This window comes from Corallococcus sp. BB11-1 (assembly GCF_026626625.1).
Taxonomy (GTDB): Bacteria; Myxococcota; Myxococcia; order Myxococcales; family Myxococcaceae; genus Corallococcus; species Corallococcus soli.
In genome coordinates, this window is sequence record NZ_JAPNJY010000001.1 from 950,924 (window position 1) to 962,765 (window position 11,842).

Sequence of the window (11,842 nt, forward strand, 5' to 3'; positions counted from 1 at the left end):
GGATGCGGTGCATCATGACCGCTGCCTTCCTTGCCGCCACCCTCGTCGAACCGCTCGCCCCCGGGCACTACCGCTCGCGCTACGAGGCCGCCTGGTATCAGGGCCGGGGCGCGTACGGGGGCGTGGTGGCGGGGCAGGTGATGCGCGCGCTGGAGCATCACCTGAACGACGCGAAGCGGCCGGTGCGCTCGCTCACCGTGCACTTCTGCTCGCCCGCGGTGGAGGGCGTGGCGGACGTGCACACCCGCCTGGAGCGCGCGGGCAAGCTCGTCACCCACGCCACCGCGCGGGTGGAGAATGGCGGCGGGGTGGTGGCCGTCGCCACCGCGACCTTCGGCGCCGCGCGGGGCGGCGCGCCCGGCTACCTGGACTTCGCCATGCCGGAGGTGCCGGCCCCGGAGACGCTCGAGCCCGTCCCCGAGGACGTGCCCATGCCGGACTTCTGCCGCTTCTTCGAGTACCGCTACTGCGTGGGCTCACCGCCGTACTCGGGCGCGGCCGTGGCGGAGGTGGGAGGCTGGCTGCGGCCCCGCGACCCCACGGTGCTGGACGCGCCCCTGTGCGTGGGCCTGATGGACGCGTATCCGCCGTCCGTGCTGTCGCAGGTGGATGGCTTCCGCGCCGCCGCCACGGTGGACTTCACGGTGCAGTTCTTCCAGACGTTCCCCCTCACGCACCTGGCGCCGGACACGCAGTACCTGCGCACCGGCCGCTCACGGCAGGCCGCCGAGGGCTACACCGAGGAGTCCCAGCTGCTCTGGGCCCGGGATGGCACGCTGCTCGCGCAGTGCCGGCAACTGGTGGCCGTGCTCGGCTGAGCCCGCTCGCGCGGTGAGGCCCCGGTGGCAGGGAGGCGGCGCGCCTCGCGGAGGCGCTCCACCCCGGCGGCGCCATGGCGCTTCGTGGCGCCGTGCCATCACCAGCGCCGGTCCACGCGCGATTCAACCATCGGCGTCCGTCAGCTCGGCCACCACCGCGTGGTGGTCGGAGACGGCTTCTGGCAGACGCGTGTAACGGGTGAAGCGCAGCGTGGTGGAGGCCAGCACCCAGTCCAGCCGCTGGCGCGCGTGGGGCACCGGATAGGTGGGCTCGCCTTCCTGCGGCGCATGGAGCCCCAGCGCGTCGCACAGGCGCGCCACGGGGCCCTGGCCCTCCACGTCCTCCGCGTTGAAGTCACCCAGCACGACGCGGGGCCGCTCGGGCCGCTGGCGCAGGGCGTGGATCAACCGGTCCACCTGCCGCAGGCGCACGGCGTGGGAGAACGGATCCAGGTGGAGCGACACGACGTCGGGGCCGGGCCCGTCCTCCGCCGCGAGCGTGGCGACCACGTAGCCCTTGTCCACGCGGCGGTCCCGGCCGAAGTGCGCCGCCTCCCGCGCCTCCAGGATGCCTCGGGCCAGGAGCGCGGTGCCCTGCGCGAACAGCCCGGGCACCCCGGAGTGCACGCCGTGGTGCACGTGGGGATAGCCGGCCCGCGCGGCGATGCGCTCCACCTGGTCCACCCGCCCGCTGAAGAGACTGGACCGGTCCGCCTCCTGCAACGCCACCACGTCTGCCGCTTCCCGGACGAGCAGCGCCGCCACCCCGTCCAGCGTGCCCAGCAAGTCCGCCCGTCGGCGCAGGAACGGCAGGGGCACCGCGAAGGGCGCGCCGTGGGCCACGTTGAGGGTGAGCACCTTGAGTCGCACCCCTCCAGGGGGACCATGAAGCAGGCCCCCGGGCAAGTCCGTGGGCCTACCTGGGACACGGGCTCCGCGGGACGCTCCCTGGCGGTCTCCCTCTACGACCCGGGTCCACTTCCGCCTCGCAAGCCATGGGGTAGGGACAGCGCAGGAAGGTTGCCTGCTTGTCTGCTAACCTGGAGGGGAGCGAAGGGGCCGGAATCCGGGTGGGCTCACGCGCTGGACCGAGGCCCGGGAGGACGTCTCTTTCCGGAAGTCGCCGCGCGGCGCGGACGGACACCCCTGATTAGCTTTTCCACGCATTGATTGTCTTCGAGCCCATGCCTCATGGGGGAGCGTCTGTCCTGAACCCGGTTCCACGCTACGAAGCCCTGTTCAAGGCCGGGGACCTGGAGGGGGCCCGTCGCGAGGCCACCCGGGCGCATGAGCGCAACGCGCTGGACTGGCGGGCGATGCTCACGTTGGCCCGGCTGGCCCTGGTGGACGGCGATGACGCGCTGGCGGAGTCCCTGCTCCTGGCCGTCACCCGGGCCGGCGCGGACGAACAGCGCGATGCGCGGCTCGTGAGCGCGGCGCTGCACACGCGGCGCGGCGAGTGGCCCCAGGCGCTGGAGCTCTACCGCGCGCTCGTCGCGGAGCCGGAGCCCCCCACGGAGGCGTTCTTCGGCCTGGGCTACGTGCGCGTGGAGCAGGGCGACGCGGCGGCCGCGCACCCCGCGCTGGCGCACGCCGTCTCGCTGGAGCCCCGCGTGGCGCTGCACCACTTCCAACTGGCCCGGGTGCTCTTCCTGCTGGACCGGCTGGAGGAGGCCTTCGCGCACCTGGAGCGGTCGCTGCACCTGGACCCCTGGCACGCGCCCAGCTACCTGGTGTTCGCGCGCGCGCTGGAGGCCGGCGGGGAGCTGGAGGCGGCGGAGGACCTGCTGCGCCAGGGACAGAAGGCGGTGCCGGACGACGTGGGCCTGCTCAAGGCGCTGGCGGACGTGCGGCTGGCGCGCGGCAACGTGCGGGGCGCGGTGTCCGCCGCGGAGGCGCGCGTGCGGGTGGAGCCCGAAGGCGTGGCGGCCCTGGGGCACCTGGCCCGCCTGCGCGTGACGGAGCGGCGCTTCCGCGAGGCGCTGGAGCTGTGCGACCAGCTGGAAGCACGCGGCATGTCCACCGGGCTCAGCCGCTCCGTGGAGGCGCTGGTGTTCGAGGCGCGCGAGCCCCCGGACGTGGAGCGCGCGCTCGCCGCGTGGCGCGAAGCCGTGCGCCTGTCCCCGGGCGACTGGATGCCCCCGTGGCGTCAGGCCCTGCTGCTGCTGGGCCAGGTGGAGGGCGGGCCCCCGGAGGCCACGGCGCCCGCGCGCGAGCTGCTGGTGGAGGCCCACCACCGCGCGCCCCACCGGGCGGAGCCCGTCCTGTCCCTGGCCCGCGTGGAGGCCCGGCTGGGGGACCGCGAGTCCGCGAAGGGCCGGCTGGTGGCGCTGCTGCGCCTGTCCTCGCTGGAGCCCGACTGGCGCGCGCAGGCCGAGGCGCTGCTCACCGAGCTGGGCTGACGCGGGCCTCCACCGGGCCCCGCGCCCTGCTCACGCGGCGAGTTGCCTGCGCAAGAGCCGCGTCAGCTCCGTTGGATCCACGGGCTTGGGCAGCAGCTCCGCGCCGTAGCGGATGGCCACGGGGATGAGGTCGTCCAGGTCCGAGTGCCCGGTGAGGAAGATGAACGGCGCCCGGCACTCCTGCAACTCGCGCATGGCGACCAGCACGTCGGAGCCGTTCATCTCCGGCATGTTGTAGTCGCACAGGATGGCGGAGATGCCGGACAGGTCCAGGTGGAACGCCTCCGCGGGCGACTGCACCGTCAGCACCGTGTAGCCCGCGCTCCGCAGGACGTCCCCCACGGTCGCGAGGACGAAGAGGTCATCGTCGATGACCAGTACGCTTGGCATGGGGCGGCCCTCCAGCGCCGGTGCGGCGCGGCGATGTCCCGACTCTAGCCGAGCCCGGTCCGCCGCGCGCACCCTCCCCACCCCCTGGGTCGCCAGGGTCGGGAATGCCCCCGACCCGCGGTGTGCACGCCCCCGCTGCTCAGGGCTTCGGCGCGGACGGGATGAGGATGAGCTGCTCCTGGGGTGGGTTGAGGTACTCGGCGCCGGTGTCGGTGACGACGGCCATCTCCTCCACGGAGAGGATGCGCAGCGCGTCCGGGCTGCTGCCGTCCTTCCACGCGAAGAAGCCGTCGAAGGCGAACACCTGACCGGGCTGCAACCTGCGCAGCGCGGAGCCCGCGGGCGGCTTGCCGGACTGCGCGCCGGACAGCGCCGGGCCGGCGTCGTGGGCCCAGTAGCCCACGGGATGGCCGGTGCCCCACATCACGGGCTCGGAGCCCGCTTCGCGCATGAAGTCGCGCTGGGCCTTGTCCACGTCGTAGCCGCGCACGCCGGGCTTCATCGCCGCCAGCGCGATGCGGCTGCCCTTCTTCGACTTCTCCCACTTGGCCAGCGCCTCGGCCGGCGGCTGCTTCTCACCCGGCGCCAGCACGTACGCGAAGCGCTGGATGTCCGTCACCCATGTATTGCCCACGCGGATGCCGAAGTCCGTCTGGATGAAGTCCCCCGGCTGGATGACGCGGTCGGTGGCGTTCGAGTGGCCGCGCGTGGGCCCGCTGTTCACGTTGGGGTTCTGGTCCGGCTGCCACCCGTCGCCCACGCCCAGCTCCGCCATGCGCTTCTTGAGGAAGCGCGCCACGTCCGAGTCGCGCGTCTTGCCCGGCACCACCGTGCGGTACGCCTCTTCCTCCAACTGCGCGGTGAGGGCCGCGGCCTTGCGCAGGATGTCCACCTCCTCCGGCAGCTTCACCGACAGCCACTCGGACACCAGGTCCTCGGAGGACACCAGCCGCTTGCGCATCGCGGGCGTGAGCGCCGCCTCCAGCTTCGCGCGCTGCGTGGCGGACAGCCCGTCCGCCAGGGACATCCGCTCCGAGGAGTTGATGGCCACCTTCGCGGGCTTCGCCTTCGTCAGCCGCCCGGCGACCAGCGCGAGCACGTCCGCGCCCCGGTCCACCGGCACCACCTCATCCACCACCGCCATGTCCTTGAGCGCGGTGGCCTCGCCCACCGGCGACAGCGCCACCGAGCGCAGCGCGCTGCCTTCGCGCAGGAACAGGAACGCGGCGGTGCCGCCCGCGTTCTCCCCGCCGACGTGGGCGGCGAGCGGGTCGTTGTCGTTCTCGCGGCACAGCACCACCCACGCATCCACGCCCGCGCGGGCCATGGCCTGGGGCAGCAGCTTCTGCAGGCGCTCCTTGCGCAGCCGGGGCCACGCGCCCTCCGCGGCGGGGACGGCGGGCGCCGCGTGGGCGAGTGACGCGAGCAGCAGGGAGGAGAGGAGGACGGACCGGACGCGCATCATGGGGCGTGCTTCCTGGGTGGGGGAGGGCGCCAAGTGTTTCACGGCCGCGCGGCGTTGAAACCTTCGCGAGGCGTCCAGCCGCCTGCCCGGTGCCCCTCGCCCGCCGTTGTTTCAGCGAGAGGTGAGGACACCCCGGAAATCAACCGGCATGGGCACGGCGGCCATGCGTCAGGGGGGGGCATTCCGGGAACCCGCGCGGCGCCGCCGGCGGGGAGCGACCGCTCCATGAACAGGAGCGGGTCGTCGTGGAACTGGACTCCTGGCTCCTGTCGCGACATGCGTCGGACCTCCGCCAGCGGTGAACCCAGACGTCATTTCCGATGATGAGAGTCTGTTTTTCCAGGCAATGGCAGTCAAGGCAGCCAATTGCTTTCGCCCGAGGCGGTCATTCTCCGGCGAGACGGTAGGAATGGGTTGTCTGGAGCACACCGGCTCCGGGGGCCCTCCCACCGCCGTGGCCGCACCGGCTCCGAGCAGGGCACCCACCGACACCCGGCCCCGGAGGAGGGCTGACTTCGCACGTCTTCACGAGCGGCGGGCGCGGGGGTCGCTTAGAGTGGACCCATGGCAAGAACGGCACCCCGCAAGTCCCAGGCGAAGGCGAAGAAGCAGCCCTCGCGCCCGGCCGCGCCCGCGAAGCCCCCGGCCAGGCCGGCGAAGTCCCCAGCCCGCCCGGTGAAGTCCCCGGCCCGGCCGGTGAAGTCCCATGTCGAGCCCCTCGCCGAGCCCTCCGCCAGGCCCCGTGGCGCCGCCGCGTCCTCCCCGAAGCCTCCCGTGCTGGAGGCCGAGCCCGTCTTCGAAGCCGAGCCCGACGCGGCCCCCATGCAGGACCCCCGCGAGGACGACCGCAAGCGCCTGCCCGCGGGCGAGCCTGGCGGTCGGGTGCTGCCCTTTGAAATCGACCCCGCGCGGCTGGAGGAGGGCCTCAAGAAGCTCCAGGGCGAGCTGGTGCACTGGACCAACAAGGGCCGCTACACCAAGGTTCGCTTCAAGTTCCGGGGCAAGCAGCTGCTGCCCGACCTGCCCCTGGCCGCCGTCGTCGCCGCCGAGGGGCTCACGTTCTACTGGGGCGGCATCCTGCGCATGCTGGTGGCCCACGTCGTGGGGCGCAGCGTGCTGGAGGTGGAGCTGGTCAACGACGCGGACAAGCGCGTGCAGGCGGGCCGTGAAGCGCTCCTGTCCGGCGACGTGGACCAGGCGCTCGCGCTGTTCCGCGAGGCCCTGTCCATGGACCGCGACAACCCCTCCGCGCACCTCAATGTGGGCGTGGCGCTGAAGCTGCGCGGCGACCGCGAAGGGGCCCTGGCCGCGTTCGAAATGGCGAAGAAGAAGGACCCGGAGGGCGGCGTGGGCGCGGAGGCGGAGCGGCTGTCCGCGAGCCTGCGCCCCAAGGCCTGAAAACGCACCGTCCCGCGGGGCTGAAAACGCACCGTCCAGGTGTTGAATCCCAGGCCCTGGAAAGGCCCCTTCCGCCGCCTGGAACCGGGCGGGCGGGCAACCAGGGTACATGCCCCCTGTTTCCCCTGTTGACTGAGGGAAATCCAGGGGTTACGAACACTCTTCCATCGGGCGGAGCCCCCCACGCGAGGGGCCCGTCCGCACCTTCCAGAGCCCATGGCTGACGACACCACCGACACGCCGGCAACGCCCTCCGCGCCCCCTCCGTCGAGCGGCGCCGGAGAGCTCATTCCCATCAACATCGAAGACGAGATGCGCCGTTCGTATCTCGACTACTCGATGTCCGTCATCATCGGCCGCGCGCTGCCAGACGTGCGCGACGGCCTGAAGCCCGTGCACCGTCGCGTCCTCTTCGCGATGAATGACCTGGGCAACCTCCACAACCGCGCCTACAAGAAGTCCGCGCGCGTGGTGGGTGACGTCATCGGTAAGTACCACCCGCACGGCGACTCGTCCGTGTACGACGCCATGGTGCGTCTGGCCCAGGAGTGGAGCCTCCGCTACCTGCTGGTGGACGGCCAGGGCAACTTCGGCTCGGTGGACGGCGACTCGCCGGCCGCCATGCGTTACACCGAAGTGCGCATGGAGCGGCTGGCGGAGGACCTCCTGTCGGACATCGACAAGGAGACCGTCGAGTTCGGCCCCAACTACGACGACTCGCTGGAAGAGCCGCTCGTCCTGCCGGCCAAGTTCCCCAACCTCATCGTCAACGGCAGCAGCGGCATCGCGGTGGGCATGACCACCAACATCCCGCCGCACAACATGACGGAGGTGGTGTCCGGCACGCTGCACCTCATTGAAAACCCGGACTGCACCGTCCGCGACCTGATGGAGTTCATCAAGGGGCCGGACTTCCCCACCGCGGCCATCATCACCGGCCGCGAGGGCATCATGCGCGCCTACGAGACGGGCCGGGGCTCCATCCCCATCCGCGCGCGCACGGAGATTGAGACGACCAAGAAGGGAGACCGTGAGGCCATCATCGTCACGGAGATCCCCTACCAGGTGAACAAGGCGCGCCTCATCGAGAAGATCGCCGAGCTGGTGCGCGAGAAGAAGCTGGAGGGCATCAGCGACATCCGTGACGAGAGCGACCGTCAGGGCATGCGCATCGTCATCGAGCTCAAGCGCGACGCCATCTCCCAGGTGGTGCTCAACAACCTCTTCTCCATGACGCAGCTGGAGACGACCTTCGGCGCGGTGATGCTGGCCATCGACGGCGGGCAGCCGCGCACGCTGAACCTGAAGGAGATGTTGGACCGCTTCGTCGCGCACCGCCGCGACGTCGTCACGCGCCGCACGCGCTTCGAGCTGCGCAAGGCGCTGGCGCGCATGCACATCGTCGAAGGCCTGCTGGTGGCGCAGGACCTCATCGACCTGGTGGTCAGCCTCATCCGCGCGTCGCGCGACCCGGACGAGGCCCGCTGGGGCCTGATGAACATCCTGTCGCCGGAGCTCTACACGCGCGAGCAGTTCAAGGACCTGCAGCGCATCGACTACGCGCAGGCCAAGGCGCAGATGGAGCTGCTGGTCAGCCGCGCGCGCAACGAGGAGCCGTCCTACGGGGGGCTGGCGCACAAGTACGAGGGCGCGGGCTTCAGCGAAGGCCAGGCGCAGAACATCCTGGAGATGCGCCTGCAGCGGCTCACCGGCCTGCAGCGCGAGGAGCTGTTCCGCGAGCTCATCGGGCTGGCGCGCGACATCATCCGGCTCCAGGACATCCTGGCCAACGAGAACAGCCTGCTGAGCGTCATCAAGGCGGAGCTGATGGAGGTCCGCGAGCGCTACGGTGACAAGCGCCGCACCGAAATCAGCGGCGCGGTGGACGAGTTCACCAACGAGGACCTCATCGCCGAGGAGACGATGGTGGTGACGCTCTCGCACACGGGCTACGTGAAGCGCTCGCCCCTGTCGGAGTACCGGGCGCAGAAGCGCGGCGGGCGCGGCAAGACGGGCGCGGGGACGAAGGAGGACGACTTCGTCACCAAGGTGTTCGTGGCCAGCACGCACGCGTACCTCATGCCCATCACCACCAAGGGCAAGCTGTACTCGCTGAAGGTGTACCAGATTCCGCAGGGCAGCCGGACGTCGCGCGGCAAGGCCATCGTGAACCTGGTGCAGTTCGGTGAGGGCGAGCGGCTGGCGCAGGTGCTGGTGACGCGCGACTTCCCGGAGAACCGCTACGTCTTCTTCGTCACGAAGAAGGGCGTGGTGAAGCGCACGGACCTGAGCGCGTTCGAGAGCGTGCGGGCCAGCGGCATCATCGCGCTGGGCATCGACGAGGGCGACGAGCTGGTCGGCGTGATGATCACCGACGGCACGAAGGACGTCCTGCTCTCCACGGCGACGGGCATGAGCATCCGCTTCCCGGAGTCGGACGTGCGCTCCATGGGCCGTCAGGCCTACGGCGTGAAGGGCATCACGCTGGAAGAGGGCGACGAAGTGGTGGGCGCGGACCTGGTGGAGCCGGAGGCGAAGGCCCCGGCCCCGGCGGAGGGCGAGCCCGCGCCGGAGGGGGAGCAGGCGCCGGTGGTGGCGTCGGACAGCGCCATCCTCACGGTGACGGAGAACGGCTACGGCAAGCGCACGCAGGGCGCCGAGTACCGGCAGCAGGGCCGCGGCGGCAAGGGCATCATCGACATCAAGACCACCGAGCGGAACGGCCGCGTGGTGGGCGTGGTGCAGGTGAAGGACAGCGACGAGGTGATGATCGTCACCAACGGCGGAATGCTCATCCGCATGAAGGTGAAGGAGATCTCCGTCATCGGCCGCAACACGCAGGGCGTGCGCCTCATCGCGCTGGAGAACGGCGAGGAGAAGGTGATGGCCATCTCCAAGCTGCCCGAAGGCGAGGAGTCGGAGGAGGAGACGGAGGGCGGTGAGGCCGTCGCTCCGGTGGACGCGGCGCCGGGCGAGGCCTCGGACGCGGCTCCGGCGGTGGAGGCCTCTTCGGACGCGACGCCGTTCGATGACGCGGCGGGCTCGGCGGACCCGGCCAACTCGCCGGGTTCGGACGACGAGCCCGGCTCCGAAGGCTGATTCCAGGCCGTCGGTGTGAAGTCCTGGAGGGTCGGGAGCGGAGGCGCGGCATGCGCCCTCCGGGTCCCGGCCCTCTTCGTTTGAGGAGGGCTCCCCGCGAGGGGGTGGCTACTTGCGCGTCAGGTCCGTGGGGACCTTGAGGCCGGCCGTCTTCTCGTCCAGCCAGACGATGTGCATCAGCCACCAGCGCTGGCCATCGTTGAAGACCTGGATGCTGTTGACGCCCTTCATCATGACGGCGCCGTCCGGGGTTCCCCGTGCCTCGTAGGTGCTCATCACCTGGACCAGGGCCCCGTAGCCCAGCGCCTGGCGTTGGGTCTCCTTCTCGAAGAAGCCCTGCTGGGAGGAGGCCGCGGTGGCCAGGGCGATGTACTCCTCCACGCTGAAGGGCTGTGCACGGATGCCGGGGGCGGTCGGGCTGCCCATGAGCGGCACCAGCGTCGCGCCGGGATAGAAGAGCGAGCGGAAGCGCTGCCAGTCGCGAGCCGTGCCCCCCGGGCCGCTGATGGAGTCGTAGAGGGCCTTGAGCAGGGAGTCGATGGACTTCACGTCCTCGGGCTTCGGCGCGGGAAGCTGGGCGAGGGCGGCCTGGGTGCGCTCGGCGACGGCCTTGCGCGGATCCGGCTGCGCGGCCTTGGGGGCGGTCGCGGCCGGCGCGGCCTTGGAGGCGGGGGCGGCCTTGGGCGGAGCCGCGGGAGCGGCAGGGGCCTGGGCGAAGGCGGACGAGGCTCCCAGGAGGACGGCACAGGCGATGAGAAGGCGCGACATGGAGACTCCCTGCGAAAGGGGAAGAGCGGGGCGGAGCCTAGCCTTCCTCCGCTCCCCCGCCACACGCCATGTCCGGCATCGCCCAGGCCGTGGACGCGGTGCTTTGCCCCGCCGGACGCGCGCCATAGTGTGCCTGTCGTCATGCCCCTGCTCTCGCTCGACTCCCTCTCCCTGACGTATCCCGGTGCCGCGTCCCCGGCGGTGCGGGACGTGTCGCTGGCGCTGGAGCCGGGTGAGTCGCTGGCGCTGATGGGGTCCTCGGGCTCCGGCAAGACGGCGCTGCTGCGGCTGGTGGCGGGGCTGGAGCGTCCCAGCGGGGGCTCCGTCACGCTGGAGGGCCGCGTGCTCGCGGGCCCGGACGCCTTCGTCCCGCCGGAGCAGCGCCCGCTGCGTCGCGTGCTCCAGGACGCGGAGCTGGAGTCCGGCCTCTGCGCCCTGGACGTCGTGATGGGCGCGCAGCCGAAGGGCGAGGGCCCGGCGCACGCGCGGGGCCTGCTGGCGATGTTCCAACTGGAGGGCCTGGAGTCGCGCCCCTGCGGCACCCTGTCCCGGGGACAGCGGCAGCGGGTGCTGCTGGCCCGGGCGCTGGCCTCCGGCGAGAAGCTGCTGGTGCTGGATGAGCCCTTCGCCGGCCTGGACGCCGGGCTGCGCGCCGCGCTCCTGGGCGAGTGGCGTCGCGTGCTCAAGGCCCGGGGCTCCGCGGTGCTCTTCGCCACGCACGACGTGGGGGACGCGCTGGCCTTCGCGGACCGGCTGGTGCTGCTGCGCGGGGGCACGGTGGAGCAGGAAGGCCCGCCCGAGTCCGTCTACGAATCTCCGCGCACCGCCTTCGCCGCGTACTTCCTGGGGGGCACCAACCTGCTGCCGGGGTCCGCCTTCGGCCGCGTCGCGCGCACGGCGCTGGGCAACCTGCCGCTGAACGCGGACGCGCGCGGCCAGGTGATGCTGTCGCTGCGGCCCGAAGCGCTGAAGCTGACGCCGGACATGGATGGCGTGGCGGTGGGCGGCGCGCTGCGCGCCGACGTGCTGGAGCGCGCCTTCCGGGGCGCGCACGTGGACTTCACCGTGTCCTGCGCCGGCATGGCGCTGGTGGTGCGGGCCTCCCCGGCGTCCCCGCTGCGCGAGGGCAGCCGCGCCCGGCTGGAGGTCACGGGCCGCGCGGAGGTGATGGAAGAGAAGGCCGCCTGACGCCCGCCTGCACACCAGGCGTGCGAGCACAGGGCACGGGAAGTGCAATCACCCGGGCCCCCACGCGTAGGGAGGGGTATGAACATCGCAGGCCTTCGAGGAATGGGAACCCGCTTCTTCCGCTACGTGCGCGACCCCAAGGTGGGGACGTGGCGGAAGCTGGCAGGGCTGCTGGCCGTCCTGTACTTCGTGTCGCCGGTGGACGCGGTGCCGGACTTCATCCCGCTGTTCGGCTGGCTGGATGACCTGGGCGTGCTGTCCGCGGCGGCCCTCTTCATGGTGCGCGAGGTGCAGCGCTACAGCCCCGGTGGGGC

The 11,842-nt window shown here is 71.9% G+C and carries 10 protein-coding genes; 6 read left to right on the forward strand and 4 right to left on the reverse strand.

Features of this window, described 5'->3' with window-relative positions:
* Positions 1–14 precede the first annotated feature (14 nt).
* A complete protein-coding gene (locus OV207_RS04045) occupies positions 15–818 on the forward strand; it encodes an acyl-CoA thioesterase (RefSeq protein ID WP_267552732.1) in 804 nt (267 codons plus the stop codon).
* Between the two features lie 123 nt (positions 819–941).
* Here the strand turns inward: OV207_RS04045 and OV207_RS04050 are convergent, their stop codons facing one another.
* Positions 942–1,688, reverse strand: a complete 747-nt coding sequence (locus OV207_RS04050) for an endonuclease/exonuclease/phosphatase family protein (protein WP_267552734.1) — start codon at positions 1,686–1,688, stop codon at positions 942–944.
* A 314-nt stretch (positions 1,689–2,002) separates the two neighbouring features.
* On the opposite strand from OV207_RS04050, the gene OV207_RS04055 reads away from it, so the two are divergent.
* Entirely contained in the window at positions 2,003–3,220 is a 1,218-nt protein-coding gene (locus tag OV207_RS04055; RefSeq protein WP_267552736.1) for a tetratricopeptide repeat protein, read from the forward strand.
* Positions 3,221–3,250: 30 nt separating this feature from the next.
* On the opposite strand, the gene OV207_RS04060 is transcribed toward OV207_RS04055, so the two are convergent.
* Both OV207_RS04060 and OV207_RS04065 read right to left on the reverse strand, forming a co-directional pair.
* Entirely contained in the window at positions 3,251–3,610 is a 360-nt protein-coding gene (locus OV207_RS04060) for a response regulator (protein ID WP_267552738.1), read from the reverse strand.
* 139 nt (positions 3,611–3,749) lie between these two features.
* Positions 3,750–5,075 carry a M24 family metallopeptidase gene (locus OV207_RS04065; RefSeq protein ID WP_193346483.1) on the reverse strand — a complete coding sequence of 442 codons (1,326 nt, stop codon included), beginning with the start codon at positions 5,073–5,075 and terminating at the stop codon, positions 3,750–3,752.
* Between the two features lie 564 nt (positions 5,076–5,639).
* Between OV207_RS04065 and OV207_RS04070 the strand changes: the two genes are divergently transcribed.
* Together OV207_RS04070 and gyrA are read left to right on the forward strand one after the other, a co-directional pair.
* The gene (locus tag OV207_RS04070; protein ID WP_267552740.1) at positions 5,640–6,473 is read left to right on the forward strand and encodes a tetratricopeptide repeat protein; all 834 of its coding nucleotides are present in this window, start codon (positions 5,640–5,642) and stop codon (positions 6,471–6,473) included.
* Between the two features lie 216 nt (positions 6,474–6,689).
* Complete coding sequence (gene gyrA, locus OV207_RS04075) at positions 6,690–9,572, forward strand: DNA gyrase subunit A (protein WP_267552742.1); 2,883 nt, start codon at positions 6,690–6,692, stop codon at positions 9,570–9,572.
* 108 nt (positions 9,573–9,680) lie between these two features.
* On the opposite strand, the gene OV207_RS04080 is transcribed toward gyrA, so the two are convergent.
* Positions 9,681–10,340 (reverse strand): nuclear transport factor 2 family protein, encoded by a 660-nt coding sequence (locus tag OV207_RS04080; RefSeq protein WP_267552744.1) that lies wholly within the window; start codon positions 10,338–10,340, stop codon positions 9,681–9,683.
* 141 nt (positions 10,341–10,481) lie between these two features.
* Between OV207_RS04080 and OV207_RS04085 the strand changes: the two genes are divergently transcribed.
* The gene (locus OV207_RS04085; RefSeq protein ID WP_267552746.1) at positions 10,482–11,528 is read left to right on the forward strand and encodes an ABC transporter ATP-binding protein; all 1,047 of its coding nucleotides are present in this window, start codon (positions 10,482–10,484) and stop codon (positions 11,526–11,528) included.
* Between the two features lie 102 nt (positions 11,529–11,630).
* Positions 11,631–11,842: YkvA family protein (locus OV207_RS04090; RefSeq protein WP_267552748.1), on the forward strand; the 212-nt coding region annotated here is incomplete at its 3' end.